Genomic DNA, 25,962 nt, shown 5'->3' on the forward strand with positions numbered 1-25,962 from the left:
CGCTGGCTTGTTACAGCGGAATCGGTGTTACACCCCGCACCACCAAATCACTGATAAACCCCAGCCAATCCTGCTGCTGCGCCTTTTCCGCCAGGTCTTCGCCCAGGAACGAACTTAGCGTGTGGCGGTTGGAGTTATAGAAGTAGCACAGCGAGGCGATCATCAAATACACGTGCTTGAGGTCCACATCCAGGCGAAACACGCCTTGGGCCTGACCCGCCTCGATGATCGGCCGCAGCACGCCTACCGCTTCACCCGACAGCCGCCGCATCTCGCCGGACTGCCGGGCATGCTTGCCCTGGTGCAGGTTCTCGATACTGAGGATCGCCACGAACTCCGGGTGCTTGACGTAGTAATTCCAGATAAACGCCACCAGGTCACGCAACGCCTGCTCCGGTGCGTCGAGGTTCAGCTTGAGCTTGCTTTCAGCGTGGTTGAACTGCTCGTAGGTGTGCTCCAGCACACAGACGAACAGGTGTTCCTTGCTGCCGAAGTAGTAATAGAGCATGCGATCGTTGGAGTCGGCTTCCTTGGAGATGCTGTCGACCCGCCCGCCGGAATAACCGTCGCGGGTGAACACCTTGACCGCCGCCTGGAGAATGCGCGCGCGGGTCTGGTCAGCCTGTTGGGCGCGGATACCGGTTTTCTTGATCGCCATATCAAAGCGCCTTGCACGACAGTCAGGGCGCGAAATATAGCATGGGGTTTTTCGCGTCCGTTCTATGACCGACAAGTTCTGTAATAAAAACGCCATTGCGCTGGGGATTAAATCCGCGGCGGGCTATTTTGGTGCGTCTCAATAACTAGAGTAGCCATGGATGAAATACCAACCCTTCAGCCGTACCTTGATTGCCACCGCTCTGGTGTTGACGGTCAGTGGTGTGCAAGCCGCGTCCCAGGCCCCGGTGGGCGGTGAAAATGGCATGGTGGTGACGGCCCAGCATTTGGCAACTCATGTGGGCGTGGATGTGCTCAAGGCCGGCGGCAACGCGGTCGATGCGGCGGTGGCCGTGGGCTACGCGCTGGCCGTGGTGTACCCGGCGGCGGGTAACCTGGGCGGCGGCGGCTTCATGACCGTGCAACTGGCGGACGGGCGCAAGACCTTCCTTGACTTCCGCGAAAAAGCCCCGCTGGCAGCCACCGCCAATATGTACCTGGACAAAGATGGCAATGTCATCGAAGGCCTCAGCGCCAAGGGCCATTTGGCCGTGGGCGTGCCCGGCACCGTCTCGGGCATGGAGCTGGCCCTGAGCAAATACGGCACTCTCAAGCGCGCCCAAGTCATCGCCCCGGCGATCAAACTGGCGGAAAACGGCTTCGAGCTGGAGCAGGGTGATATCGACCTGCTGCACACCGCTACCGGCGAGTTCGAGAAAGACCAGGACATGCGCGGGATCTTCCTGCACAACGGCCAGCCGATGCAGGTCGGCCAGAAACTGGTGCAGAAAGACCTGGCCAAGACCCTCAAGGAAATCTCGGCCAAGGGCAGCGACGGTTTCTATAAGGGGTGGGTCGCCAAGGCATTGGTGGATTCCAGCCAGGCCGGCAAGGGCATCATCACCCAGGCGGACCTCGACAAGTACAAGACCCGCGAACTGGCGCCTATCGAGTGCGACTACCGTGGTTACCATGTGGTCTCGGCGCCGCCTCCAAGCTCTGGCGGCGTGGTGATCTGTCAGATCATGAACATCCTCGAAGGCTACCCGATGGCTGACCTTGGCTATCACTCGGCCCAGGGCCTGCACTACCAGATCGAAGCCATGCGCCATGCCTACGTGGATCGCAACAGCTACCTTGGCGACCCGGATTTCGTGAAGAACCCGATTGAGCACCTGCTGGACAAAAACTACGCGGCGAAACTGCGCGACGCCATCGAACCGCAAAAAGCCGGTGACTCCCAGGCGATCAAGCCGGGTGTGTCGCCCCATGAAGGCAACAACACCACTCACTATTCCATCGTCGACAAGTGGGGCAACGCGGTGTCGGTCACCTATACCCTCAACGACTGGTTCGGTGCGGGCGTGATGGCGAGCAAGACCGGGGTGATCCTCAACGATGAAATGGACGACTTCACCGTCAAGGTCGGCGTGCCGAACATGTACGGCCTGGTCCAGGGTGAAGCCAACGCCATCGCTCCAGGCAAGGCGCCGCTGTCGTCGATGAGCCCGACCATCGTGACCAAGGACGGCAAGGCGGTGATGGTGGTCGGTACGCCTGGCGGTAGCCGCATCATTACCGCGACTTTGCTGACGATCCTGAATGTCATCGACTACAAGATGAACATCCAGGAAGCCGTGGACGCCCCGCGTTTCCACCAGCAATGGATGCCGGAAACCACCAACCTTGAAACCTTCGCGGTGAGCCCGGACACCCAGAAGATCCTCGAAAGCTGGGGCCACACGTTTGCCGGTCCGCAGGATGCCAACCACTTGGCGGCGATTTTGGTCGGTGCGCCGTCCCTGGGGGGCAAGCCGGTGGGTAACAACCGTTTCTACGGCGCAAATGACCCGCGTCGTAACACGGGCCTGTCGCTGGGCTACTAAACGCTGCTCATCGCTGCAGGGGCGAGCGTGCTCGCGAAAACCTCACAAGCTCGCCCCTACAGCACTTTATCGACCGCGGCGAATGCCGCTTTCCGACGCGCTTCCCAGTCCCCTCGGATCACCACAACCGTCTCCTGATGCTGCTGCATCCACGCCAGGCTTTCCTGGAAAAATGACTGGCGGTCCGCCAGTGCCGGCTGGCAGCGTTGGCCGTCGGCGGTCCATTCCACATCTTCCGGTGACAACAACAGGTGCAGGTCGTAGTGGCGGGCCAGCAGTTCGCTGTCGAGCCAGGCCGGGTAGGCGCCGAACAGGGTCTGGCTCCAGAGCTTGTTGGTCAGCAGATGTGTATCGAGGATCAACAGTTCAGGCTGCTTGGCGCGGGCGTCGTCTTCCCAGGCCATCTGGCCACGGGCGATGGCCGGGATGTCCGCCAGGGTGGTGTCGCGTTGATGGTGATCGATGAAATAACGCACGTATTCACCCACCATCAACCCGCCGAAATGCGCCTGCAACTCCGCCGCCAGCCAGCTTTTACCGCTGGATTCAGGGCCCGCCAGTACCACCACTTTCATGCGTGCAACGCCGGGTCGGCGCGCCATTCGCGCCAGCCTTGCACGGCGATCACGGTGAACAGCGCGTAGAGCGCGGCGGTGAGGTACAGGCCTTTGTAGAGGAACAGCCCGACGAAGATGACATCCACGGCGATCCACAGTGGCCAGCACTGCACGCGTTTCTGCGCCATCCACATCTGCGCTACCAGGCTGAAGCCGGTAAGGGCGGCGTCGAGCCAGGGTTGGGCAGCATCCGTCCAGTGGGCCATGGCAGCACCGAGCAACAGGCTACCGACTGCGCCCACCGCCAGGCTGGCCATGATCGCCGGGACACCGAGGCTGGTGACCTGACGTCCGTGCTTGACCTCGCCGGCACGGGTCCACTGCCACCAGCCGTAGACTTGCAACGCGGCGTAAACCACTTGCAGCAGCATGTCGGAATAGAGTTTCACGTCGAAGAACACCCAGGTGTACAGCAACACCATCACCAGGCCGATGGGCCAGCACCAGGGATTTTGCTTGACGGTCAGCCACACAGCGATCACCCCGAGGGCGGCGGCGAACAGTTCAAGCCCGGACATGGTGGTTCCTTGGGAGAATGGGAGAGGGCGGTGATTGTAACGAAAGAAGATTGGCGTAGGAATTAACTGATGGGGGGAGCGGGGCTAGCCCGCTCCCCCCCCCGGATCAGACCTTGAATTGACGCAGCAGGCCGTCGAGCTGTTCGCTCAGACCACGCAAATGCGCACTCGCCACACTCGACTGCTCCGCCGCCAATGCCGTGCTGTGGGACAAACCGGCCGCCTCGGTGACGTTCTGGTTGATGTCCTCCACCACATGCGCTTGTTGCAGGGTGGCGCTGGCAATCGAGGCGTTGAGGCCGTTGAGGTTGCGCAGTGACTCGCCGATGGCGGTCAGGCTGGCGCCGGCCTGGCCGGCTTGTTCGATGGTCAGCTGTGAGGCGCTGTGGCTGTCGCTGATCACCTTGACCGCCGCTTCCGAGTGGCCTTGCAAGCGCTCGATCATGCCCTGGATCTCGGCGGTGGATTTTTGCGTGCGCTGGGCCAGCAGTCGCACTTCATCGGCCACCACGGCGAAGCCACGCCCTTGCTCGCCAGCGCGTGCTGCTTCAATGGCCGCGTTAAGGGCCAGCAGGTTGGTCTGGTCGGCAATCGAGCGGATTACTTCGAGCACGCTGCCGATCTGGGTGCTTTCTGCCGATAGGGTGCGAATCACTTCCACCGCCTGACTGATGGTGCCGGAGAGCTGATCGATCTGCTGCAGGCTGCTGTCGATATTCACCTGCCCTTGTTGGGCCTGGGCCTGTGCGTCGCGCATTTCGCTGGCGGCGTGTTCGGCATTCTTGGCCACATCCTGCACGCCGTAGGTGACTTCGTTGATGGCGGTGGCCACCAGTTCCATCTGCTGGGACTGTTGCTGGCTACGGTCATGGGCCTGGGTCGCGTTGCTGCCCAGCTCCTGCGAGGATTGGCCCAAGGCGTTGGCGCACACCTGCAACTGGCCGACTACCTGGCGCAGCTTGGCGGTGAAACTGTTGAAGTGCCGGGACAGTTGGGTGACTTCGTCCTGCCCATGGGTGTCGAGGCTGCGGGTCAGGTCGCTTTCGCCGCTGGCGATGTTGCCCATGGCGTTCACTGCAGCTTGCAACGGCCGCACAATACTGCGGGCGATCAGTGAGACCAGCAGCGCCATCACCAGCGCGATAGCCAGGCCGATGAACGAGGCTTTCCAGACTTGGCTGCTGAACTCGGCCTGCACATCGTCTACGTACACGCCGGAGCCGATGATCCAGCCCCACGGTTCGAACAGTTGGATATACGAGGTCTTGGCCACCGGCGCTTCGGCGCCCGGTTTCGGCCAGCGATAGTTGACGATGCCGGCGCCCTTGGCCTTGGCCAGGATCACGAACTCGTTGAACACGGCAAACCCATCGGGGTCGCGGATGGCCGAGAGGTTCTGGCCGTCGAGCTTGGGGTTGGCGGGGTGCATGATCATCACGGGAGTGAGGTCATTGATCCAGAAATAGTCATCATGGTCGTAGCGCAAGCCACGCACCGCGCTCAACGCTTGCTTCTGGGCGGCTTCACGGGTCATCACGCCGGTGGTTTCGAGACCGTGATAAAACGTCAGGATCCCGCTGGCGGTCTGGACCACGTGTTGAGTCTGCTGGCGCTTGGCCTGGTACAGGTCGTCGTGGATCTGCTTGAGCATCAGCATACCCAGGGCCAACAGCATCAGCACGGCGACTATCAGGATCAGCCACAGGCGTCGGCTGATCGACATATTGCGCAAACTGTTCATGGTCCTGTCACTCCGTGCTTTTTATAATTGTGGGGCTGCATCGACTTTTCCGCCTTGTCTGATAGGCTTTCGGCCTGCATTCGGAAAACCTGAGTACTGTCTGATATTTCACAAGATTTTTGCAGCTCGGGGTTGAAACTCAACACCGTATCTTGTCGTCAGTGAACCATTAAAAAGATCAACAAGGCTTGCCATAGAGCAAGACCTTTGGGGGAAGCATGGATTTTTGGACCGCCATACAGGCATTGATTCTTGGCGTTGTGGAGGGGCTTACCGAGTTCCTGCCGATTTCCAGCACCGGCCACCAGATCATCGTCGCCGACGTGCTCGACTTTACCGGCGACCGTTTCAATGCGTTCAACATCATCATCCAACTGGGCGCGATCCTGGCAGTGGTGTGGGAGTTCCGTGGCAAGATTTTCGAAGTGGTCAGTGGCCTGCCGACCCAGCGCAAGGCCCAGCGGTTTACCGTCAACCTGCTGATCGCCTTCCTGCCGGCAGTGGTGCTGGGGGTGATTTTCGCCGACCTGATTCACCACTACCTGTTCAACCCGATCACCGTGGCGACGGCGCTGGTGGTGGGCGGCATCATCATGCTGTGGGCCGAGCGCCGCGAGCATGAAGTGCATGCCGAAACCGTGGATGACATCACCTGGAAAGACGCACTCAAGGTCGGTCTGGCCCAGTGCCTGGCGATGATCCCAGGGACTTCCCGCTCCGGCTCGACCATCATTGGCGGCTTGCTGTTTGGCCTGTCGCGCAAGACCGCTACCGAGTTTTCGTTCTTCCTGGCGATGCCGACCATGGTGGGTGCCGCTGTGTATTCGGGCTACAAGTACCGCGACCTGTTCCAGCCTGCGGACTTGCCGGTGTTTGCCATCGGCTTTGTGACCTCGTTCATCTTCGCGATGATTGCGGTGAAGGGCCTGCTCAAGTTCATCGCCAGCCACAGCTATGCCGTGTTTGCCTGGTACCGCATTGCATTCGGCCTACTGATCCTGGCGACCTGGCAGTTCGGCTGGATCGACTGGGCGGCCGCGAAGGCATGATGATCCAGCATCCACGCCTGAAGGCGGCGATCTTCCTGCTGCTGTGCGCAGCGCCGTTACTGGGTTCAATCTTGGTATGGCAGCGCGGCGAGACCGTGATCCCGCTGGCGGCCTATGGCGTTGTCAGCGTGATCGCGTTCTTCCTCTACTGGAGTGACAAGCGTAAGGCCCGTACCGACAGTTGGCGCACCCCGGAAAACATCCTGCACGCCGTGGAACTGGCGGGCGGCTGGCCGGGGGCGTTGATTGCCCAGCAAGTGTTCCGCCACAAGACGCGCAAGGTGTCTTACCAGGTGCTGTTCTGGGTGATCGTGCTGCTGCATCAAGTGTTCTGGCTGGACCAGATGTTTCTGGGGGGGACACTGGTTTCAGTGCTTTAGGCCCGGATATCCGCACTGGGCCAAGGATGGCCCATTGCGTCGGCCCACGGATTCAAGCCGGAGTGAGGGCTCACCGAGCCTAGGCGAGGTGCCGAGTGGTGGGGCGAAGACCTTTTGCTTGCTTTTGGGGCTTTCCGAAAGTGAGCCGCCGTAAGGGCGGAACCCTAAGTAGCCGTTACCGCAGGAATGGATATGTACTCATTCCAACTCAAGCGCATGGTCGGCTTGGAATCCGCAATCGCAGGCAAGCCAGCTCCCACCTATTGATCGATTTACATCGGATAGGTCTCGGGCGACTTTCAGGCCGTCACGGGAGCAAGCTCTCTCGCCACAGGCCCGGCGCAACACCGAAAATTGATGTAGATACCTGGGGTGCAACAGCACGTCAATCACCCAGCAACAGCCCGATCTGCGTGCGCTTGGGTAACTTGCTGACCACCAACTGGTGGGAGCGCTGGAGCAAGCCACGCAGTTCATCAGCGTCCAGCGGGTAGGGCGTGTTCATGATGATCCACTGCGCGCGCGCCAGGTAGGGCGCCGGGTGGATGCCTGGGCGGTCCACGTGGCCGAGGAACAGTTCCTTATCGACCTTGAACGCCAGCGATTCACCGCGCAGGTTCTGCAGGGCAAACATCTTGTTGCCGGCAATCGAAAATACGCGCACACCGCCCCATTTATAGTCTTCCCGCGCGCCGGGCAGACTCAGGCAGAAGCTGGCGACTTGTTCTTCGGTCATTTTCATAGCAAGCGGTCTCCACAGCCTTTGAAGCCTTCTTCCAGGTAGTCGATCCAGGCCCGGATCGCCGGCAGCACACCGCGCCGATGCGGGTAAACCGCTTGCAGCCAGCCGCCAGGCAAGGACCACTCCGGCAGCAGTTGCACCAGCCGGCCGTTAGCCAATTCCTCTTCACAGTACATCATCGGCAGTACGGTGAAGCCCAGGCCCATGATGGCGCTGGTTTTGCGCACGATAAAATCGTCGATACCCAGGCGAGCCTCCATCGCCAGGTCGTGGGCGTTGCCCTGAGGGTCGAGAATGCGTTGATGCACCAGGCGATCCGCCTCCAGCGCGCCGAGGATCGGTAACTGTTTGAGATCCTCAAGGGTCGCCACGTGGCGACCGAGCATGAGCGCGGGGCTGGCCACCAGCACGGTCTGGGCCTGGCGCAGGCGCTTGGTGACCAGCAGCGGGTCTTCATCGCCCAGTTCGCGTACGCGCAGGGCGACATCGATGCCCTCGGCGACCAGGTCGACACGGCGGTTGACCAGGGTCATCTCCAGCTGCACCTGGGGATGAGCCGCAAGAAATCCAGCCACCAGTTCCGGCAAGATGTGCTGGGCCATGCCCACCGGGCAACTGACGCGCAGCCTCCCACGGGGTTCGCTGGACATGCTGGCCACCGCCTCATCGGCCATTTCCGCCTCCAGCAGCATCGCCTGGCAATGGCGCAGGTAGCGCTCGCCGACAGCCGTGAGGGTGAGTTGGCGGGTAGTGCGTTGCAGCAGGCGCGCGCCGAGGCGTTCTTCCAACTCGGCGATCCGCCGCGACAGTCGCGACTTGGGAATTCCCAGCAGCCGGCCGGCGGCAGCGAAGCCACCGGCTTCCACGACTTTGGCGAAATAGTAGAGGTCGTTGAGGTCTTGCATGGGTCAGCCTATTGTCCTGTCAGTGGGACAAACTATCGCATTTCAGGTGCCTTATCAGCTATTGGTTTCATGCGTAGCATCACCACCATCTGATCGCCCCTGACGATCCCAACCGGAGATCCCACATGAAACTGTTGCACATCGATTCCAGCATCCTCGGCGACAACTCGGCGTCCCGTCAGCTCAGTGCTGGTGTGGTCAAGGCATGGCAAGCGGCTGAGCCGGGCGTGGAAGTGACCTACCGTGACGTGGCGGCCGAAGGCCTCAACCACTTTTCCGGCGCGACCCTGGGCGCCCTGGGTACCCCGGCTGACCAGCGCAGTGCCGCGCAACAGCACGAAGCAGAGCTCAGCGCCAAGACCCTGGCTGAATTCCTCGCTGCCGACGCGGTGGTGATCGCCGCGCCGATGTACAACTTCACTATCCCGACTCAATTGAAAGCCTGGATCGACCGCATCGCCGTCGCCGGCCAGACGTTCCGTTACACCGAAGCGGGTCCGGAAGGCCTGTGCGGCAACAAGAAAGTCATCGTTGTGTCGACGTCGGGCGGCCTGCATGTCGGCCAAGCGACCGGTGTGGCCCATGAAGATTATCTGAAAGTGCTGCTGGGCTTCCTTGGCATCACCGACATCGAGTTCGTCCGCGCCCACGGCCTGGCGTATGGCGACGAGTTCCGCAGCAAGTCCCTGAGCGACGCCAATGTGCTGATCAACGAACAGTTGTTCGCGGCTGCGTAAAGCTTAGGTAAAACCGTGCTGTTCCCCGTTTCATTCTGAAACGGGACGTCTAAACTCTGTATTCGGGTCGCCTCAAAACGACCTGACTACGGAGTTTTTTTCGTTTACGCGCGGTCAATACGTTGGCCCAGGTTATGCACGCATGGGTTTATCATCCGGTTGAGCGCCTTGAACATGGACTTTTCAACCCGACATGCCGGTTTTTTTGCAGCAAAGGTGGACATCCTCATGATGCGTCTTTGTGCGGTTATGGTTCTTTCCTTGCTCGGTGGCCTGGTTTCAGTGCACGCCGCGCCAGCGCCGCACCCGCATTGGAGTGTGGGCTTTCATCGCATGACGTTCCTTGATCCGCTGGATTTGCAGCCGATGAAGGCCATTGCCTTTTATCCCTCCACCGGGCTTGAACACACCACGCCGCTCGGCGCCTATCACGTCGCCGCCACGGAAGACGCCAGGATTGCCATCGGCCGTTTCCCGATGCTGATGCTGTCCCATGGCAACACGGGTACGCCGCTGGCTTTGCATGACCTGGCGACGTCGCTGGCACGTAAAGGCTTTGTGGTGGTGGCGGTGTTGCACCCGGGCGACAACTACAAGGACCATAGCCGCCTGGGCACGGTGAGTAACCTGTATGGCCGGCCGATCCAGATTTCCGAAGCGATCACCGCGACCTTGGGCGACCCGATGTTGTCGCCGTTCGTCAACGTCGACCAAGTGGGCGTGATCGGTTACTCGGCCGGCGGCGAAACCGCGTTGATCCTGGCCGGCGCCAAGCCGGATTTCGACCGCCTGCGCCGCTACTGCCAGGAGCGGCCGGAAGATCGCGACGCCTGCACCACTCAAGGTGAACTGGTGGTGGACCGCGACGACCTGCAACCGCAATCCGATCCGCGCATTCATGCGTTGATGTTGATGGCACCGTTGAGTTTGATGTTCGGCCGCCACACCCTGGCCGACGTGCATGTGCCGGTGCTGCTCTACAGCGGCGACGGCGACAAGTTGGTGGCCGTGGACAAGAACGCCGCGGCGCTTGCACGCAAGCTGCCGGAACCGCCGGACTTCAAGCTGTTGGCCGGGGCAGGGCACTTCGTGTTCATGGCGCCGTGTGACAGTGATCAGTTGGCGGCCATGCCGGCGATCTGCACCGATGCCGATGGCGTCGACCGCGAGGGCATCCACCGCGACCTGATTTCCGAGGCGGGGCGTTTTTTCAGTCACACCCTCGGCCAATCCACCCGCGCCGGAATGCAGACGGCTGATCAGTAAGCGCGCCGCTTGAGCAAAAGGGTCACGCCCAGCGCAGTCACCGATAACAACGCGGCGCAGAAGAAGATCCAGCCATAGCCGAGGTTCAGTGCCACGGCGCCCATCAATGGCCCGGCAATCGCCAAGGCCAAGTCGAAAAACACTGCATAAGCACTCAGCCCCGCGCCACGGCTGCTGTTGGGCACCTGTTTGATGGCCTCCACGCCAAGCGCCGGGTACACCAGCGACAAGCCGAAACCGGTCAGCCCGGCGCCAATCAACGCCACGCCAGTCGACGGTGCCAGCCATAGCAGCGTCAGGCCGAGGGTCTCGATAGTCATGCAGGCGATTGCGGCACGAAAGCCACCAAACCGACTGATCGCAGAGATAAACACCAACCGCGACAGGATAAAACACACGCCAAACACCGTCAGGCAGTACGCCGCACCGGCCCAGCCGCGATTGAGGTAATACAGGGTGATAAAGGTGGTGAGGGTGCCGTAGCCGATTGACGCCAGGCACAGGCTGGCGCCGAATGGCGCGATACGCCCGAACACCGCCCAGAACGGCAGGCGCTCACCGCGCACCACCGGCACCGAGGGTTTATTGCGGATCAGCACCAGGCCCAGCGCGGACAGTACCGCCAGCGCAATGCCGAGGCTGTTGTAGCCGTATTCGGCCACCATCACCACACCCAGCGGTGCACCAATGGCGATGGCGCCGTAGGACGCGATGCCGTTCCAGGAGATTGAGCGTGCCGTGTGTTCGGCGCCGACGGCGCCCATGCACCAACTGATGGTGCCCACGCCGATCAGACCCTGGGCCACGCCCAGCAACAGTCGACCGACAATCAAGATGCTCAGGCTCAAGGCAGGCATGCTCTGTAGACAGGTCGCAAAGAACGTCAGCACGCCACTGACCAGAATCCCTGCCAAGCCCAAGACAATGGCACGCTTGGTGCCCACGGTATCCGACATTCTCCCGGCCATGGGGCGGCTGAGCAGGGTCGCCAGGTATTGCGAACCGATCGTCACTCCGGCCACCACGGCACTGAAGCCCAGTTGCTCATGCACATAGCCTGGAATCACCGCAATCGGCAGGCCGATGCAGATGAACGCGATGAAGGTGTAAAAGACGATGGAAACGATCTGCAGGGTGATCGACAGGGAGCTGGGGGCGGCGGCAGACATGGGCACTCGTTCGCGGGCGGGCGGTGAGTGCATCATGGCAAGGGCCCAAGGGAAAAGAAAGCAGGCTATCTATTAATGAGGGGGCGGCATACCCATGCAAAAAGCCCCGTCACACAGGACGGGGCTCTATCTTGCCGCTTGCAGCTAAAAACGAATGGCTGCTGTTAAAACACCACGCCCTGGCTACGCAGGTAATCATCATAGGTGCCGCTGAAGTCGATCACGCCGGTGGCGCTCAACTCGATGATGCGGGTGGCCAGGGACGACACGAACTCACGGTCGTGGCTGACGAAGATCAGCGTGCCCGGATAGTTCTCCAACGCCAGGTTCAGCGCTTCGATGGATTCCATGTCCAAGTGGTTGGTCGGTTCGTCCATGATCAGCACGTTTGGCTTTTGCAGGATCAGCTTGCCGAACAGCATGCGGCCTTGCTCACCACCGGAAATCACCTTCACCGACTTCTGGATCTCGTCGTTGGAGAACAGCATGCGACCCAGGGTGCCACGGATCATTTGCTCGCCTTGGGTCCACTGGCCCATCCAGTCGAACAGCGTGACGTCGTCTTCGAAGTCATGTGCATGGTCCTGGGCGTAGTAGCCCAGCTCTGCGGCGTCGGTCCATTTGATGCTGCCGGCGTCCGGGGTCAGTTCGTTGACCAGGGTGCGCAGCAGGGTGGTCTTGCCGATACCGTTCGGGCCGATGATCGCTACGCGCTCGCCCGCTTCAACCTGGAAGCTGAAGTCCTTGAACAGAGGCTTGCCGTCGAAGCCTTTGGCCATCCGCTCGACGATGACCGCCTGGCGGTGCAGCTTTTTGTTCTGCTCGAAACGGATGAACGGGCTCACACGGCTCGATGGCTTGACTTCGGCCAACTGGATCTTGTCGATCGCCTTGGCACGGGAAGTGGCCTGTTTGGCTTTCGAGGCGTTGGCCGAGAAGCGGCTGACGAAGGATTGCAACTCGGAAATCTGTGCCTTCTTCTTGGCGTTGTCCGACAGCAGTTGCTCGCGGGACTGAGTCGCCACGGTCATGTACTCGTCGTAGTTGCCCGGGAACAGGCGCAGCTCGCCGTAGTCCAGGTCAGCCATGTGGGTGCACACGCTGTTCAGGAAGTGACGGTCGTGAGAGATGATGATCATCAGGCTGGAGCGCTGGGTCAGGATGTTTTCCAGCCAGCGGATGGTGTTGATGTCCAAGTGGTTGGTCGGTTCGTCGAGCAACAGCACTTCAGGATCGGAGAACAGCGCCTGGGCCAGCAATACGCGCAGTTTCCAGCCTGGTGACACTTCGCTCATCGGGCCGAAGTGTTGTTCCAACGGAATACCCAGGCCCAGCAGCAGTTCGCCGGCACGGGATTCGGCGGTGTAGCCGTCCATCTCGGCGAACTCGGTTTCCAGCTCGGCCACGGCCATGCCGTCTTCTTCGCTCATTTCCGGCAGCGAGTAGATACGGTCGCGCTCGGCCTTGACCTTCCACAGCTCTTCGTGGCCCATGATCACGGTGTCGAGCACGGTGAATTCTTCGTAGGCGAACTGGTCCTGGCGCAGTTTACCCAGGCGTACGTTCGGCTCCAGCATCACCTGGCCGCCGGACGGGTCGAGGTCGCCGCCGAGGATCTTCATGAAGGTCGACTTGCCGCAACCGTTGGCACCGATCAAACCATAACGGTTGCCGGCGCCGAACTTGACCGAGACATTCTCGAAGAGCGGCTTGGCGCCGAACTGCATGGTGATGTTAGCTGTGGAGATCAATTACTTTACCTATCAATGGGTTGCGAGCGTGTCGGCAGGCGCCTTCAGGCATGCGTCAACAGCGACATCAAGGCGCGAAACCCGGTCGCTGAGCAGAAAATTTTGGATGTGTGTTGGAATTTGGCGCGCATTGTCGCATATGTCAGGCGACAGTTGTATGTCTAGCGAAGGAAGGTTTCGCCAAGGTCTCCGGCATCGCCAGCCACAACAGCGCCAATGCCAGGGCCGCCACGCCGGCCAGGGTCAGGAACGCGGCGTTGTAGCCGGCCTGTTGCACCACGAAACCGGCCAGGCTGCTGCTCAGTGCCGCGCCCAGGCCGAATACGGTGGAGAGGGCGCCCAGGCTGACGTTGAAGCGCCCGGTGCCTTGGGTCAGGTCCTTGACGATGACCGGGAACAACGCGCCGAAGATCCCCGCGCCGATGCCGTCGAGCATCTGCACGGCAACCAGCCAGTAGGGATCACTGGACAGCGTATAGAGCACACCGCGCAGCGGCAGGATGATGAACCCGGCCATCAGCAAGGGTTTGCGTCCCCAGATGTCGGCCTTGAGCCCAACCAGCCAAGCCATCGGCACCATCACCAATTGCGCGGCGACGATGCACGCCGACGTCAGCGGCGTGGCCATCTGCAGGTTGATCTGTGAAAGTTTCTGGCTGACCAGCGGCAACATTGCGGCGTTGGCCAGGTGGAACAGGGCGCAGCAGATGGCGAACAGCAATAGCGGGCGGTTGGACAGCAACACGCTGATACCGGAGGGTTGTTCGTGGTCAGTGTGGTGCTCCGGGTCAAAACCTCGGGCGACGTCATGGTCGATGGCCTCAGCCGACACGCAACTGATCGCGATGACGCTGGCCACCGCCATAAAGGCCATCAGGTAGAACACCACCACTGGGCCGAACAGATACGCCAAGCCGCCGGCCAATAGCGCCGCGACGGCATTGCCGGCGTGGTTGAATGTTTCGTTGCGCCCCGTACGGCGGGTGAACGCGCGTGGCCCGGTGATGCCCAGGGAGATTGCGCTGATTGCCGGAGCGAACACGGACGCGGCGACGGCGCTGGCGGCCTGGGTCAACGCCACCAGGCTGAAGGAGCTGACAAAGGGCAGCAGCAGGCAGCTGCCGGTCACCACGATGGCGGCCAACGCAACCACTGCGCGCTTGCTGCGGGTGCGGTCGATCAGCGCCCCCGCCGGTCCCTGGGTGAGCAAGGCGGCGATGCCGGCCAGGGTCATGACCACGCCGATGCTGGCCGGGTCCCATTTGTGCACGGCCAGCAAGTAAATGGCCAAGTAAGGGCCGAGGCCGTCGCGCACATCCGCGAGGAAGAAATTCAGGCTGTCCAGGGACAAGGCGTTGCGCAGGTCGGAGTGTTTGGCCACGGCGAGGTCTTCGGAGATGGCGTTCAAGGGCAGAACACGCATTGCGATAATGACCCGTGGGGCCTGCGTTAAGTTTCGCCCGCTTCGCGGGGTTTTAATCCGAGAGCACTTGGCTTATTTTCGCAGCCCCGCTGTATTGAATATCTGGAGACGCAATGGACATGCCCTCGGCTCAACAGGCGATTGCCAGCAACAAGGACGCCTGGGACCAATCCGCCAGCCTGCACAAAACCAGCGACACCTGGAACGTGCTGCTCAACAGTGTCGGCGCCGCTGACTTTTCTTGCCTGGACCCCACGCTTACCGGCGTGCTGCAAGACGTTGGGGTAGTCGGTAAGGATGTGGTGCAACTGTGCTGTAACAATGGCCGCGAAAGCCTTTCGTTGTACGGCCTGGGCGCGCGTTCGGTCGTGGGCGTGGATCAATCCCAGGCGTTTGTGCAACAGGCCCGTGAACTGGCCGAAGTCTCACCGCACAACCCTGAGTTCATAGAAAGTGATATCCACCAGTTGCCGCACTCTTTGCAGGCGCGCTTCGATATCGCTCTGGTGACCATCGGCGTGCTGGGCTGGATGCCGGATGTGAAGCAGTTCATGCGACACGTTGCGAGTACCTTGAAGCCCGGCGGCACGTTGGTGATGTATGAAACCCATCCGTTTCTGGAGGTATTTGATCCACGGGCGCAAAACCCTTTCCTGCCGGCCAGTTCCTACTTTCAGCGCGAGCCGTTTGTGCTGCAGGAGTCGATTGTCTACGAAGGGCAGGGCGAAGTGGCCGGGCCGACGTCCTATTGGTACGTGCACACCCTGGGCGACGTGGTCAGTGCCGCAATCCGCGCAGACCTGCAAATCACAAACCTCCAGGAGTATCCGCACTCCAACCGCGAAGAACTGTACGACCAGTACGAGCACCAGCCTGCGCAATTGCCGATGTGTTTTACGCTGACCGCCACCAAACGTCCCGGATAACGTCATGGGGTGCCACAGGCAAAAAAAGGCCCGCGAGGGGAGGCGGGCCAAGGGATTCACTGGAGTAGGTAAGTTTCACCCTATAGGTCCGAAAGTGAAGGCTTCGTGAAAATGCCGTCGCAAACTTGTAGGGCCTGCCCCTCAGGTGCGCCGCACGAACGTGCGCATGGTCTGCCCGGGACCGGTACTGAATGTGGTCGGCCTGGGCATGCCTTCATCCGCTGCAATGAAAACAAACTCATCCCTGTCGAGCCGATAACTGGCGGGCAAGTGCTTACCTGCATCCTCGCCGATGGAATCGATCCAGGTAATGGTTTTAGGGACGGTGCTGCTGTCGAGGGAGAATCGGCCCGCCAGCAACACTTCGCCCGAGGTGGTCCTCACTTCAAAGCGGTCGTCGGTAATCGTGGTCAGTGCCCCGGGGGCGCTGTGGGCGTCGACGGGGTTGAGCACGCCATTGTCTTCCAATGACGTCTGCTCCCAGGCGCCTTGGAGGGCTTGAACATCCGGGTCTATCAGGGAGGGCATACACATTCCTTTTAGGTGCTGGGGCTGCTTTTTACCACTGGATGGTTGCCTGCGCATAGCCAGGGCTGACATTTGTCGACCCTTGCGCCCAACACACTCACGCGACAGCTTTTCACAATTCTTAGTTAACTTTTGGTTACAACCTGTGGCTAAATAACTGCCAATGGCCATCAACCCGTTGTACCTCAACGGGTCGTGCCGACTGTGTGAATTGTGATTTCAGGTGCTGCTATCCAACCTCGGCCGTTGTGGGCACGCAGGAGCAGCCTGTTCTCTTCTGACGTGTGACGAAATCCCTTGAAACTCATCATTGTTGTTCTTTACGTTGCCTCGATTGCGTATGTACATCTGCGTGGCCGGGTGCGGCACAAGCTGGGTCGCCAGCTCAGTGATCATTCGACCTTCCTGGCACCGATCAACTGCTTTCTCTACCTCTTCTCCAAGCTGCCCAGCCGACCGTATCTGTCACCCAGTGATTTTCCCGACCTGAGTCCGCTCCAGGAACATTGGGAAGAAATTCGCCTGGAAGGCCAGAACCTGATGCGTGCCGGGGAGATCAAGCGCTCGGATCAGTACAACGACGTGGGTTTCAACTCGTTCTTCAAGTCGGGTTGGAAGCGTTTCTACCTGAAATGGTATGGCGACAGTCACCCTTCAGCGATGAAGCTGTGCCCGCGCACCACTGAGCTGGTGCAGAGCATCGGTTCGATCAAGGCCGCGATGTTCGCCGAGCTGCCGCCGGGCTCCAAGCTGGTGCGCCACCGTGACCCCTATGCCGGCTCGTACCGCTACCACTTGGGCCTGGACACCCCGAACGATCCTGGCTGCTACATCAATGTGGATGGCGAGAACTATTACTGGCGTGATGGCGAGCCGGTGATGTTTGACGAGACCTACATCCACTACGCCGAAAACACCACGCAGCAGAACCGCATCATCCTGTTCTGCGACATCGAGCGGCCGATGAAATACCGCTGGGCGGCTGCGTTCAACCGCTGGTTCAGCCGTAACGTGATGGCGGCTGCAGGTTCGCCCAACGATGCGGGTGACAAGACCGGCGGGCTCAATCGCGCCTTCACGCGTCTGTACAAGATCCGCCTGCGTGGCAAGGAACTGAAAAAGCGCAATCGTACGCGCTACTACCTGGAAAAATGGGCGATCTTCGCTGGATTGGCAGCTATTTTCCTGCTGATCTGAGGATCGCTTTGTGGGCGCCATTCATTCCGGTGGATGGGCGCCCAGTTTGTCCCACATCTTCTTGCTGATCTTCTGGCGATTGGCATACCCCGCCCAGGGGTCCGCTTTCAAAGCGTTCAAGCGCTGCAGCACATTGGCGACGGTCCATTGTTGCGCACCGCGTAACCCCTCCAACTCCTCGCGGCTGACCGGTACCGACACTGGCAAGCCAGGCCGTGCGCGCACGGAATACGCCGCTACGGTGCTGGCACCGCGGGCATTGCGCAGGTAATCGATAAAGATCTTGCCGACCCGGTTTTTGGGGCCCGATGTCGCGGTAAAACGTTCGGGCAACTGCTCGGTCATGAACTGGGCGATGCCCTTGGCGAACGCCTTGACGGTCTCCCAATTGTCTCGGCGCGCCAACGGCACGATCAGGTGCAGGCCCTTGCCGCCGCTGGTTTTGACGAAGGCTTGCAACCCCAGCTCATCCAAAACCGACAGGGTGAGTTGCGCGGCCTCCAGCATGGCTTTCCAGGGCAGTGCCGGGTCCGGGTCGAGATCGAGCACAAACAAGTCCGGGGTTTCGATCTTGTCCGAGGTGGCGCCCCAGGTGTGAAACTCCACGCTGCCCATTTGTACTGCGCCGATCAATGCGCCGACGTTGTCGATTTCCATCAGGCGTGCATGGCCAGGATCGAGAGACTGATCCAATTGCTTGATGTTGGGAATGGCCAGGCGCTCCGAGTGTTTCTGGAAGAATTGCTCGCCTTCGATACCCTCGGGCGCTCTCAGCAGTGAGACAGGACGATGGCGCAGGAAGGGCAGAATCCATTGGCTGATGGTGTCGTAGAATTGCGCGAGTTGCTGTTTTTGTGTGCCGCTGTGTTTATCGATCACACGGTCTGGGTGGGTGATGTTCACATCGCGACTGGTTTTTTTCACCGGCTTCCTTGAGTGGACCGTGCGTGGTTGCTCATGAACAACCTGCGCCACCGGCTTGTCGGTGCGCAGCCCGACAAACGCTGCCTGGCGGACCACGCCTTCGCGTGTCCACTCGGCAAACTGCACCTGCGCGACCAACGTCGGTTTGACCCAATGCACACCACGCGCTTGGGCGCTGGACAGTGGCTTCGCCAGGGGTGACGTCTCGCACTCCAGCGGTGTGAGCTGCGCGTAAATGGCTTTCAGCGCCGCCTGATCGAAACCCGTTCCCACACGGCCCGCGTACACCAGGCCCGTGTCGTTATTCACCGCCAGCAACAGCGCGCCGAAGCCACTGCGTGAACCCTGTGGCCGGGTGTAACCGACGATCACGAATTCCTGGGACAGCCGGCATTTGAGTTTGATCCAGTCGGCACTTCGACGGGAAACGTACGGGCTGCCCAGGCGCTTACCGATCACGCCTTCGAGGGCCAAGTCGCAGGCGCTTTCAAAGATGTCCCGGTGGTGCGCGGTAAACGCTTCGGAATAGCGCAGCAATGTGCTGCGGCTACCGGCCAGAGCCTCCTTTAGGGCGGCGCGGCGTTCCTCGACCGGCGCCTGGCGTTGGTCCTCGCCATTGAGAAAGGGCGCGTCAAACAAGTAGTAGACAATGTCCAGGCTGCGGCCGATATCTAAGGCATTTTGCAGCGCCTGAAAGTCCGGCAGGCCGTCGCCATTGAGGCTGACCACCTCACCATCCAGCCAGCTGTCCTTGAGCTTCAGTGCCTGCAAGGCCTTGACCTGACGCGGCAGACGCTCGGTCCAGTCGTGCCCGTTGCGGGTGAACAGGCGCACTTCACCCGCTTGGATACGTGCGAGCATGCGGTAACCGTCGAACTTGATTTCGTATTGCCAATCGCCCTCGGGTGCACGATCCACCAGTGTGGCCAATTGTGGGGTGAATTGCTCGGGGAGGGCGGTTTTCCTGGCCTTGGCCCGCGTCTTGGGTTTGCCCACTGAGGCATCGCTGAGCACGCTGTTCGGCTGGGCCTGGACGATATCGTAGTCGTCGGCCGAGCGCGCCTGTGGGTCCTTTTCCTTGATCAGCAGCCATTGTTCCTTGTCGCCGCTGCCCTTCAAGCGCGTGCGCACCAGCGCCCAGTCACCGGAGAGCTTCTCGCCGACCAGGGTGAATTTGAGCTTGCCGGCTGCGTAGGCCTTGCGGGGCTCATCGTGGGGCTGCCAGATGCCGCGGTCCCACACGATGACATCGCCTGCACCGTACTGACCCGCTGGAATGCTGCCTTCAAAGCCGCCATAGCTCAGGGGATGATCTTCGACGTGGACGGCCAGGCGCTTGTGGCTGGGATCCAGGCTCGGGCCTTTGGGGACGGCCCAACTGAGCAGTACGCCGTCGAGCTCCAGGCGGAAGTCATAGTGCAGGTTGCGTGCGTCATGCTTTTGAATCACAAACGACAGCGCCGAGGCTTTGCGTTTGCCTGCTGGCGCACTGCCTGCCGGTTCGGCGGTTATCCCGAAATCACGTTTGCGGTTGTATTCGCTCAAGGGCTTGGACATGACTTAGGAGGCCTTGGTGGATTTCTTCGCGGCAGGCTTCTTCGTGGGTTTGCCGGCCAGGCTACGCTTGAGCAGTTCCGTCAGGTCGATCACATCGGCGGACTTGCGTTCTTCGCTGTCTTTGCTGGTTTCCACATCCTCGATCTTGCCGGCCTTGGCCTTTTTGGCCACCAGCGCCATGATTTTTTCCTGGAAACTGTCGCGGTAGTCGTCGGGCTGCCAGTCGGCGCTCATGTCGTCCACCAGGCGCTTGGCCATGTCCAGCTCGCCCTTGGCCAGGCTCGGCTTGGTCACGTCGCTGCCCAGCTCCAGTTCGTCCAGGCTTCGCACTTCGGCAGGCCAGCGCAGCATTACCAGCACAAGTGCCGAGTCCAACGGCATCAAGGCTGCCAGGTGCTGCTTGGTGTGCAGCACGACATTGGCCAGGGCCACTTTGCGGGTTTTCCTGAGGGTTTCCCTTAGCAATGCGTAGACCTTGCCGCCACGCTTATCCGGAGCAAGGAAGTAGGGGGTGTCGATGTTCTGCAATGGGATCTGGTCGCTGGCGACAAACGCGATGATCTCGATGGTCTGGGTCGATTTGGGGTGGGCCGAGCGGATTTCCTCTTCGCTGAGCACCACGTAGCGGCCTTTCTCGAACGCAACGCCTTTGACAATGTTGTCCTTTGTCACTTCCTTGCCGGTGGTCTTGTTGATGCGTTTGTAACCCACCGGGTCCATGCTGCGTTTGTCCAGCCAATCAAAGTCGACGCCTTGAGAGGAGGTGGCCGAGACCAGTGAGACCGGGATGTGCACCAGGCCAAAGCTGATGGCGCCTTTCCAGATTGCCCGTGGCATAAGTGCGATTCCTTACGAAGAGGCTGTGTTCTGGTGACTCGAAAGCGGCGGGAAAAGTTTCTCCGGTCAGATGCGCGGACAGATCGTGTTACACCTGATGAGAAACTATTTAGTGTCGAAAGCCGAACCCAAGGCGTAGCGTGTTATCGAAAGCACGTACTCCTCGCCCCAGAGAGGCTTCGTCATGAACAGTTGCAGGCGTCACGTTGCAGCCCTGTTGTTGGGTCTGGCCCTTGTTCCTATGGTCCAGGCGCAAAACCTGCCCGGTAACAACAGCGGCAACAACGGCCCGATCCACCGGGCCAATCCCAATAGCATGCAGGGTACCCAACAGAATGCTCCGGCGGTTCGCGGTATCCAGACCGGGCCGACCACGCGCACGCCGACCCTGGAAAACGGCGGTATCGGCAATAGCTATCCCAAACGCAATGCCGCGCCCAGCCGCCCAGCCACCGAAACCAAAGCCCCCACTTATGATGCCAACGGCAATCGCCGGTAAGGATTCCGCCTTATGTTTCTACGCAAAAGCCTGCTAGCCGCCCTTTGCGCCACCACGCTGCTGCCGTTGACGGCTGCTTACGCCGCCGACGCCCAGCAGTTCCCCAGTGAACAGGGCAGCATCAGCGCCACGCCGATCGCCAAAGGCCTGGACCACCCATGGGCGGTGGCCTTTCTGCCGGACAAGCAAGGCTTCCTGGTGACTGAACGCCCTGGCCACCTGCGCTTTGTCAGCCCCGACGGCAAGCTGTCCGCGCCACTAAAGGGGGTGCCTGAAGTCTGGGCCAAAGGGCAGGGCGGTTTGCTGGATGTGGTCTTGTCGCCGGACTTCAAGGAGGACCGCACGGTCTACCTGTCCTACGCCGAAGGTGGCGGCAAGGGCGGTACCGCCGGCACCGCGGTGGGCCGAGGGCGCCTGGCGGCTGACCTCAGTGGCTTGACCGACTTCAAGGTGATCCTGCGCCAGGAGCCCAAGCTGTCGACCGGCAACCACTTCGGCTCGCGCCTGGCCTTCGACCGCGATGGCTACCTGTTCGTGACCCTAGGGGAAAACAACGATCGTCCGACCGCCCAGGACTTGGACAAGCTGCAGGGCAAGGTCGTACGCATCTACCCGGATGGCCGCGTACCGGATGACAACCCCTTCGTCGGTCAGCAAGGCGTACGTCCGGAGATCTGGTCCTACGGCCAGCGCAACCCCCAGGGACTGGCGCTTAACCCGTGGAGCGGCACGATCTGGGAAAACGAACATGGGCCGCGTGGGGGGGATGAGATCAACATCATCGAGCGGGGCAAGAATTATGGTTGGCCGTTGGCAACCCACGGCATCAACTACTCGCTGACACCGATTCCCGAAGCCAAAGGCAAAACGGTGGAGGGCACAGTACCGCCGCATCACGTGTGGGAAAAATCACCGGGTATCAGCGGCATGGCGTTTTACGATGCGGATCGCTTCAAGCCCTGGCAGCACAACGTGTTTATTGGTGCGTTGGCCACCCAGGAGTTGATCCGCTTGCAGTTTGATGGCGACAAGGTGATCCATGAGGAACGCTTGCTCGGTGGGCTGAAGGCGCGCATCCGCGATGTACGACAGGGGCCGGATGGCTTTCTGTATGTACTGACGGATGAGGAGGATGGCGTGCTGTATCGAGTGGGGTTGAACCAGGACTAAGCGTTGGGGCCGGCAAACCGGCCCCAACTGTTTTACAGCCCTAGCTCGGACAGCCCTGGATGATCATCCGGGCGCCGGCCCAGCGGCCAGTGGAACTTGCGCTCGCTTTCTTTGATCGGCAGGTCGTTGATGCAGGCAAAACGATTGGCCATCAGGCCATTCTCGTCGAATTCCCAGTTCTCGTTGCCGTAGGAGCGGAACCAGTTGCCCGAATCGTCGTGCCATTCATAGGCATAGCGCACCGCGATGCGGTTATCGGTAAACGCCCACAACTCCTTGATCAGCCGGTAGTCCAGTTCCTTTGCCCACTTGCGGGTGAGAAAACCTTTGGCTTCTTCGCGGTTATGCGCGAATTCGGCGCGGTTGCGCCACTGGGTGTCCAGCGTGTACGCCAGGGACACCCGCTGCGGGTCGCGGGAGTTCCAGCCGTCTTCGGCCAGGCGTACTTTTTCGATGGCCGACGCGCGAGTGAACGGCGGCAGTGGCGGACGTATTTCTGCAGTCGATGACATTGGACGGTTCCTCAACGAATAAGGTTTATCGGAAGTTGCGCCTACCAGCGGGTTCAAAGTCCCAATAACGTTCGCGCCATGCATTGCGCATTATCGGCAACTGTTGAATCGCCCATCACTAGGGCAACGGTAATGGCGCCATCGATCAGGATCAGCAGTTGCGCGGCCTGCCGCTCGGGGTCGGGGGTGCCATGTGCTTGACACAGTTCAAGTGCGTACTCGAACAGTTTCTGTTTATGGGCCTTGGCCAGCAGGCGCACCGGGTCGCGTGGGTCACCGGTTTCGCCACTGGTGTTGATGAAGGCACAGCCACGGAAGTCGGCGGTGCCGAACCAATCCTTGAGCGCGCTGAACAGCGCCAGCAGGCGTTCTCCCGTGCCTTCACGGCGTTCGACTTCATCGCGCAGCCACTGCATCCAGCGTTCATCGCGACGTTGCAGGGCGGCAATCACCAATTCGTCTTTATTGGCAAAGTAGCGGTAAATACTTTTTCTCGAGACACCGGCGGTCTTCACCAGAAAGTCCATGCCCGTGGCGGCGATGCCATGGCGATAGATCAACTTCTCAGTAACGTCGAGAATAATGTCGCGGGTTTCATTGCGGTTCATTTCGTTCATGTGGCTAACAGTAGAACGATCGTTCTTCATAGTCAATTAACATTTTTCCATGCGCCGCAGCGAGACCTGAGCACCCCCATGGTGTAAGCTCGGGGCCTCTTCGGATTCGACCCATTGCGAGCCTTATGCCGTCGTTCTTCAAACGCTCCCTGCTGCCCAAACTGCGCGGTTTCCCCCTCAGTCCCGACGCCCTTGAGGTACTGTCCAGCGCAGACGCTTATCGTCGCTGCCTGCTGGAGAAGATTGCCCAGGCCACCCGGCGCATCTATATCGTCGCGCTGTACTTGCAGCAGGACGAAGCGGGGCAGGAGATCTACGACGCCCTGCACGCCGCCAAGGCTGCGCGGCCGGAACTCGACATCGTGGTGGTGGTTGACTGGTTGCGTGCCCAGCGCGGCTTGATCGGTGCCGGCAAGCAGCCCGGCAACAGCGCCTGGTACCAGGCCATGACCCAGCGCCACAGCAGCGAAGTGCCGGTGTACGGCGTGCCGGTGCAAACCCGCGAGTTGTTCGGCGTGCTGCACCTCAAGGGCTTCGTGATCGATGACTCGGTGCTGTACAGCGGCGCCAGCCTGAACAATGTGTACTTGCACAAATTCGACAAGTACCGTTTCGACCGCTACCACCTGATCCACAACAAAGCGCTCGCCGATTCCATGCAGCACCTGGTGGAGCACGGCCTGGTGGCATCCAAGGCGGTCAATCGCCTGGACCTGCCCAATCCGCCCACCACCCGTAGCCTGCGCAACGACATCGGCGATTTGCGCAGCCGCCTGAAACACGCGACTTACGACACCACGGCGGGGCAGTTGCCCAATGGTCAACTGTCGGTCAGCCCCTTGCTCGGGGTCGGCAAGAACAACCCCCTGAACCGGGTGATCCTCGAACTGATTGCCAGCGCCCAGCATCAGCTGACCATCTGTACTCCGTACTTCAACCTGCCGCTGCCGGTCACCCGCGAAATCAACCGCGCCCTGGCACGCGGGGTGAAGATCGACATCGTTGTCGGCGACAAGACCGCCAACGATTTCTACATCCCGCCCAGCGAGCCGTTCAAGGTCATTGCTGCGCTGCCCTACCTCTACGAAATCAGCTTGCGCCGCTTTGCCAAGCGCCATCAGCCGATGATCGACAGCGGCCAGTTGAACCTGCACCTGTGGCGCGACGGTGACAACACGTACCACCTCAAAGGCATGTGGATCGACCAGCGCTACACCTTGCTCACCGGTAACAACCTCAACCCGCGCGCGTTCCGCCTCGACCTGGAAAACGCGTTGTTGATCGATGATCCCAAGCATGAGTGGCTGGTGCCGCGACGCACCGAACTGGCGCAGATTTTCCAGCACACCACGCGTATCGAGCGTTATCAGGACCTGCAAACACTGCCGGACTACCCGGAGGCCGTTGGCAAGTTCCTGCGCCGGGTCAGCCGCGTTCGTATCGAACGATTGCTGTACCGCATCCTGTAAACCTGCAGGCAAAAAAAAGACCCAGCCCCTTCAACCGGGGACTGGGTCTTTTTTGTCTGTCGCTTAGTTCAAGCCCAGCTTGCCACGCAAGGTGGACAGGTCTTCCGCCAGGGTGTTGACCGGGCCCACCAGGGCCTTGCGGTCGTTTTCCTTGACCTTGTCGTAGGTCTCGAAACCACCGTCCTTGGTTTTGTACTTGGCCAGGATCTTGTCCACGGTGGCGAAGTTCTTGTCGACCTTGGCCAGGAAGGCTTTGTCTTGTTTCTCGATCTGGCCACGGAACAGGTCGACGATTTTCTTCGCGCCGTCGATGTTGCCCTGGAAGTCATACAGGTCGGTATGGCTGTAGCGGTCTTCTTCACCGGAGATCTTGGTGGCGGCGACTTCTTCAAGCAGGGCTGCGGCACCACCTACGACTTTTTCCGGTGGGAAAGTCAGGCCATCGACGCGCGTCTTGAGGTCGTTGACGTCGGTGTTCAGCTTGGCAGTCAGCTCTTCCAGGCCTTGGGTAGTGTTCTGCGAGAACAGTACATACTCGATGCGGTGGAAGCCGGTGAAGTCATCGGCGGTCACGCCCTTTTCATGATCGTCGACGCGGGAGTCGATGGATGCGTCGAGGTCGCTGAACAGCTCGGCGATCGGCTCGATGGACTCATAGTGCACGCGGGTCGGCGCGTAGAGTTTCTTGGCGGTGGCCAGGTCGCCCTTGTTGATGGCGTCGGTAAAGGCTTGGGTCTGGGTGACCAGCTCGCCGATTTCTTCGGTGACGTAGATTTTGTAGTCCGACACCGGCCCGACCAGGTCCAGCGGCGCGGTAGCGGCGAAGGCTGCCAACGGCGAAAGGGTCAGCAATAACGACAACGCGATAGACGACTTTTTCATGGG

General features: G+C 60.5%; 25 protein-coding genes. 10 read left to right on the plus strand and 15 right to left on the minus strand.

The genetic code is table 11. The features are described from left to right. Window positions 1-10: 10 nt before the first annotated feature. Window positions 11-658 carry a TetR/AcrR family transcriptional regulator gene (locus AC4PS7_RS27355; RefSeq protein ID WP_021491976.1) on the minus strand — a complete coding sequence of 216 codons (648 nt, stop codon included), beginning with the start codon at window positions 656-658 and terminating at the stop codon, window positions 11-13. 160 nt (window positions 659-818) lie between these two features. On the opposite strand from AC4PS7_RS27355, the gene ggt reads away from it, so the two are divergent. Further along, window positions 819-2,543 carry a gamma-glutamyltransferase gene (ggt, locus tag AC4PS7_RS27360; protein WP_010210643.1) on the plus strand — a complete coding sequence of 575 codons (1,725 nt, stop codon included), beginning with the start codon at window positions 819-821 and terminating at the stop codon, window positions 2,541-2,543. Between the two features lie 56 nt (window positions 2,544-2,599). Here ggt and AC4PS7_RS27365 read toward each other — a convergent pair whose 3' ends face one another. The 3 genes from AC4PS7_RS27365 to AC4PS7_RS27375 all read right to left on the minus strand — a co-directional run bounded on the left by AC4PS7_RS27365 (window position 2,600) and on the right by AC4PS7_RS27375 (window position 5,419). Then, entirely contained in the window at window positions 2,600-3,118 is a 519-nt protein-coding gene (locus AC4PS7_RS27365) for an AAA family ATPase (protein ID WP_137206571.1), read from the minus strand. Further along, the gene (gene pnuC, locus AC4PS7_RS27370; protein ID WP_047543734.1) at window positions 3,115-3,678 is read right to left on the minus strand and encodes a nicotinamide riboside transporter PnuC; all 564 of its coding nucleotides are present in this window, start codon (window positions 3,676-3,678) and stop codon (window positions 3,115-3,117) included. The genes AC4PS7_RS27365 and pnuC overlap by 4 nt, the downstream gene beginning before the upstream one ends. A 106-nt stretch (window positions 3,679-3,784) precedes the next feature. Further along, window positions 3,785-5,419, minus strand: coding sequence for a methyl-accepting chemotaxis protein (locus AC4PS7_RS27375; RefSeq protein ID WP_021491978.1), 1,635 nt, complete (start codon window positions 5,417-5,419; stop codon window positions 3,785-3,787). Between the two features lie 218 nt (window positions 5,420-5,637). Here AC4PS7_RS27375 and AC4PS7_RS27380 point away from each other — a divergent pair, with 218 nt between their 5' ends. Both AC4PS7_RS27380 and AC4PS7_RS27385 read left to right on the plus strand, forming a co-directional pair. Beyond that, window positions 5,638-6,468: an undecaprenyl-diphosphate phosphatase gene (locus AC4PS7_RS27380; protein ID WP_010210636.1), complete on the plus strand. Its 831-nt coding sequence runs from the start codon at window positions 5,638-5,640 to the stop codon at window positions 6,466-6,468. Beyond that, on the plus strand, window positions 6,465-6,848 hold the full coding sequence (locus AC4PS7_RS27385) for a DUF1294 domain-containing protein (RefSeq protein WP_010210632.1): 384 nt from the start codon (window positions 6,465-6,467) through the stop codon (window positions 6,846-6,848). The genes AC4PS7_RS27380 and AC4PS7_RS27385 overlap by 4 nt, the downstream gene beginning before the upstream one ends. Window positions 6,849-7,233: 385 nt before the next feature. On the opposite strand, the gene AC4PS7_RS27390 is transcribed toward AC4PS7_RS27385, so the two are convergent. Both AC4PS7_RS27390 and AC4PS7_RS27395 read right to left on the minus strand, forming a co-directional pair. Further along, the gene (locus tag AC4PS7_RS27390) at window positions 7,234-7,590 is read right to left on the minus strand and encodes an MmcQ/YjbR family DNA-binding protein (RefSeq protein ID WP_044287086.1); all 357 of its coding nucleotides are present in this window, start codon (window positions 7,588-7,590) and stop codon (window positions 7,234-7,236) included. Then, the gene (locus AC4PS7_RS27395) at window positions 7,587-8,495 is read right to left on the minus strand and encodes a LysR substrate-binding domain-containing protein (RefSeq protein WP_010210630.1); all 909 of its coding nucleotides are present in this window, start codon (window positions 8,493-8,495) and stop codon (window positions 7,587-7,589) included. The genes AC4PS7_RS27390 and AC4PS7_RS27395 overlap by 4 nt, the downstream gene beginning before the upstream one ends. Before the next feature lie 125 nt (window positions 8,496-8,620). Between AC4PS7_RS27395 and AC4PS7_RS27400 the strand changes: the two genes are divergently transcribed. Together AC4PS7_RS27400 and AC4PS7_RS27405 are read left to right on the plus strand one after the other, a co-directional pair. Continuing rightward, window positions 8,621-9,232 carry an FMN-dependent NADH-azoreductase gene (locus AC4PS7_RS27400; RefSeq protein ID WP_010210629.1) on the plus strand — a complete coding sequence of 204 codons (612 nt, stop codon included), beginning with the start codon at window positions 8,621-8,623 and terminating at the stop codon, window positions 9,230-9,232. A 228-nt stretch (window positions 9,233-9,460) separates the two neighbouring features. Beyond that, window positions 9,461-10,498 (plus strand): alpha/beta hydrolase family protein, encoded by a 1,038-nt coding sequence (locus AC4PS7_RS27405; protein WP_021491980.1) that lies wholly within the window; start codon window positions 9,461-9,463, stop codon window positions 10,496-10,498. On the opposite strand, the gene AC4PS7_RS27410 is transcribed toward AC4PS7_RS27405, so the two are convergent. The 3 genes from AC4PS7_RS27410 to AC4PS7_RS27420 all read right to left on the minus strand — a co-directional run bounded on the left by AC4PS7_RS27410 (window position 10,492) and on the right by AC4PS7_RS27420 (window position 14,799). Continuing rightward, window positions 10,492-11,667 carry an MFS transporter gene (locus tag AC4PS7_RS27410; protein WP_010210626.1) on the minus strand — a complete coding sequence of 392 codons (1,176 nt, stop codon included), beginning with the start codon at window positions 11,665-11,667 and terminating at the stop codon, window positions 10,492-10,494. The two genes, AC4PS7_RS27405 and AC4PS7_RS27410, sit on opposite strands and share 7 nt — an antisense overlap. A gap of 164 nt (window positions 11,668-11,831) precedes the next feature. Next, entirely contained in the window at window positions 11,832-13,418 is a 1,587-nt protein-coding gene (locus AC4PS7_RS27415) for an ABC-F family ATPase (protein WP_010210624.1), read from the minus strand. 142 nt (window positions 13,419-13,560) lie between these two features. Continuing rightward, window positions 13,561-14,799, minus strand: coding sequence for an MFS transporter (locus tag AC4PS7_RS27420; RefSeq protein WP_029529153.1), 1,239 nt, complete (start codon window positions 14,797-14,799; stop codon window positions 13,561-13,563). Between the two features lie 155 nt (window positions 14,800-14,954). Here AC4PS7_RS27420 and AC4PS7_RS27425 point away from each other — a divergent pair, with 155 nt between their 5' ends. Continuing rightward, on the plus strand, window positions 14,955-15,767 hold the full coding sequence (locus AC4PS7_RS27425) for a class I SAM-dependent methyltransferase (RefSeq protein WP_010210621.1): 813 nt from the start codon (window positions 14,955-14,957) through the stop codon (window positions 15,765-15,767). Between the two features lie 141 nt (window positions 15,768-15,908). On the opposite strand, the gene AC4PS7_RS27430 is transcribed toward AC4PS7_RS27425, so the two are convergent. Continuing rightward, window positions 15,909-16,295 carry a TIGR03067 domain-containing protein gene (locus AC4PS7_RS27430; RefSeq protein ID WP_010210620.1) on the minus strand — a complete coding sequence of 129 codons (387 nt, stop codon included), beginning with the start codon at window positions 16,293-16,295 and terminating at the stop codon, window positions 15,909-15,911. A 297-nt stretch (window positions 16,296-16,592) separates the two neighbouring features. On the opposite strand from AC4PS7_RS27430, the gene lpxO reads away from it, so the two are divergent. Next, a complete protein-coding gene (gene lpxO / locus AC4PS7_RS27435; RefSeq protein ID WP_010210619.1) occupies window positions 16,593-17,492 on the plus strand; it encodes a lipid A hydroxylase LpxO in 900 nt (299 codons plus the stop codon). 21 nt (window positions 17,493-17,513) lie between these two features. On the opposite strand, the gene ligD is transcribed toward lpxO, so the two are convergent. Beyond that, window positions 17,514-19,973 (minus strand): DNA ligase D, encoded by a 2,460-nt coding sequence (gene ligD / locus AC4PS7_RS27440; protein WP_492179841.1) that lies wholly within the window; start codon window positions 19,971-19,973, stop codon window positions 17,514-17,516. A gap of 3 nt (window positions 19,974-19,976) precedes the next feature. After that, window positions 19,977-20,810 carry a non-homologous end joining protein Ku gene (ku, locus tag AC4PS7_RS27445; protein ID WP_010210615.1) on the minus strand — a complete coding sequence of 278 codons (834 nt, stop codon included), beginning with the start codon at window positions 20,808-20,810 and terminating at the stop codon, window positions 19,977-19,979. 184 nt (window positions 20,811-20,994) lie between these two features. Between ku and AC4PS7_RS27450 the strand changes: the two genes are divergently transcribed. Further along, the gene (locus AC4PS7_RS27450; RefSeq protein WP_031290812.1) at window positions 20,995-21,309 is read left to right on the plus strand and encodes a hypothetical protein; all 315 of its coding nucleotides are present in this window, start codon (window positions 20,995-20,997) and stop codon (window positions 21,307-21,309) included. Window positions 21,310-21,321: 12 nt separating this feature from the next. Next, window positions 21,322-22,479, plus strand: a complete 1,158-nt coding sequence (locus tag AC4PS7_RS27455) for a PQQ-dependent sugar dehydrogenase (RefSeq protein WP_350487639.1) — start codon at window positions 21,322-21,324, stop codon at window positions 22,477-22,479. Between the two features lie 32 nt (window positions 22,480-22,511). On the opposite strand, the gene AC4PS7_RS27460 is transcribed toward AC4PS7_RS27455, so the two are convergent. Both AC4PS7_RS27460 and AC4PS7_RS27465 read right to left on the minus strand, forming a co-directional pair. Next, window positions 22,512-22,991, minus strand: coding sequence for a nuclear transport factor 2 family protein (locus AC4PS7_RS27460; RefSeq protein WP_010210610.1), 480 nt, complete (start codon window positions 22,989-22,991; stop codon window positions 22,512-22,514). A 53-nt stretch (window positions 22,992-23,044) separates the two neighbouring features. Continuing rightward, on the minus strand, window positions 23,045-23,608 hold the full coding sequence (locus AC4PS7_RS27465; RefSeq protein WP_492179842.1) for a TetR/AcrR family transcriptional regulator: 564 nt from the start codon (window positions 23,606-23,608) through the stop codon (window positions 23,045-23,047). 125 nt (window positions 23,609-23,733) lie between these two features. On the opposite strand from AC4PS7_RS27465, the gene pssA reads away from it, so the two are divergent. Continuing rightward, window positions 23,734-25,077, plus strand: a complete 1,344-nt coding sequence (gene pssA, locus AC4PS7_RS27470) for a CDP-diacylglycerol--serine O-phosphatidyltransferase (RefSeq protein ID WP_021491988.1) — start codon at window positions 23,734-23,736, stop codon at window positions 25,075-25,077. A 63-nt stretch (window positions 25,078-25,140) separates the two neighbouring features. Here pssA and efeO read toward each other — a convergent pair whose 3' ends face one another. Further along, window positions 25,141-25,959 (minus strand): iron uptake system protein EfeO, encoded by an 819-nt coding sequence (efeO, locus tag AC4PS7_RS27475; protein WP_010210607.1) that lies wholly within the window; start codon window positions 25,957-25,959, stop codon window positions 25,141-25,143. Window positions 25,960-25,962 lie beyond the last annotated feature (3 nt).

This window comes from Pseudomonas sp. DW-iso3, assembly GCF_058725305.1.

Coding starts and splice junctions, on each gene's coding strand:
- AC4PS7_RS27355 (WP_021491976.1), bottom strand. CDS start 658: ATGGCGATCAAGAAAACCGGTATCCGCGCCCAACAGGCTGACCAGACC.
- ggt (WP_010210643.1), top strand. CDS start 819: ATGAAATACCAACCCTTCAGCCGTACCTTGATTGCCACCGCTCTGGTG.
- AC4PS7_RS27365 (WP_137206571.1), bottom strand. CDS start 3,118: ATGAAAGTGGTGGTACTGGCGGGCCCTGAATCCAGCGGTAAAAGCTGG.
- pnuC (WP_047543734.1), bottom strand. CDS start 3,678: ATGTCCGGGCTTGAACTGTTCGCCGCCGCCCTCGGGGTGATCGCTGTG.
- AC4PS7_RS27375 (WP_021491978.1), bottom strand. CDS start 5,419: ATGAACAGTTTGCGCAATATGTCGATCAGCCGACGCCTGTGGCTGATC.
- AC4PS7_RS27380 (WP_010210636.1), top strand. CDS start 5,638: ATGGATTTTTGGACCGCCATACAGGCATTGATTCTTGGCGTTGTGGAG.
- AC4PS7_RS27385 (WP_010210632.1), top strand. CDS start 6,465: ATGATGATCCAGCATCCACGCCTGAAGGCGGCGATCTTCCTGCTGCTG.
- AC4PS7_RS27390 (WP_044287086.1), bottom strand. CDS start 7,590: ATGAAAATGACCGAAGAACAAGTCGCCAGCTTCTGCCTGAGTCTGCCC.
- AC4PS7_RS27395 (WP_010210630.1), bottom strand. CDS start 8,495: ATGCAAGACCTCAACGACCTCTACTATTTCGCCAAAGTCGTGGAAGCC.
- AC4PS7_RS27400 (WP_010210629.1), top strand. CDS start 8,621: ATGAAACTGTTGCACATCGATTCCAGCATCCTCGGCGACAACTCGGCG.
- AC4PS7_RS27405 (WP_021491980.1), top strand. CDS start 9,461: ATGATGCGTCTTTGTGCGGTTATGGTTCTTTCCTTGCTCGGTGGCCTG.
- AC4PS7_RS27410 (WP_010210626.1), bottom strand. CDS start 11,667: ATGTCTGCCGCCGCCCCCAGCTCCCTGTCGATCACCCTGCAGATCGTT.
- AC4PS7_RS27425 (WP_010210621.1), top strand. CDS start 14,955: ATGGACATGCCCTCGGCTCAACAGGCGATTGCCAGCAACAAGGACGCC.
- AC4PS7_RS27430 (WP_010210620.1), bottom strand. CDS start 16,295: ATGCCCTCCCTGATAGACCCGGATGTTCAAGCCCTCCAAGGCGCCTGG.
- ligD (WP_492179841.1), bottom strand. CDS start 19,973: ATGTCCAAGCCCTTGAGCGAATACAACCGCAAACGTGATTTCGGGATA.
- ku (WP_010210615.1), bottom strand. CDS start 20,810: ATGCCACGGGCAATCTGGAAAGGCGCCATCAGCTTTGGCCTGGTGCAC.
- AC4PS7_RS27450 (WP_031290812.1), top strand. CDS start 20,995: ATGAACAGTTGCAGGCGTCACGTTGCAGCCCTGTTGTTGGGTCTGGCC.
- AC4PS7_RS27455 (WP_350487639.1), top strand. CDS start 21,322: ATGTTTCTACGCAAAAGCCTGCTAGCCGCCCTTTGCGCCACCACGCTG.
- AC4PS7_RS27460 (WP_010210610.1), bottom strand. CDS start 22,991: ATGTCATCGACTGCAGAAATACGTCCGCCACTGCCGCCGTTCACTCGC.
- AC4PS7_RS27465 (WP_492179842.1), bottom strand. CDS start 23,608: ATGAACGAAATGAACCGCAATGAAACCCGCGACATTATTCTCGACGTT.
- pssA (WP_021491988.1), top strand. CDS start 23,734: ATGCCGTCGTTCTTCAAACGCTCCCTGCTGCCCAAACTGCGCGGTTTC.
- efeO (WP_010210607.1), bottom strand. CDS start 25,959: ATGAAAAAGTCGTCTATCGCGTTGTCGTTATTGCTGACCCTTTCGCCG.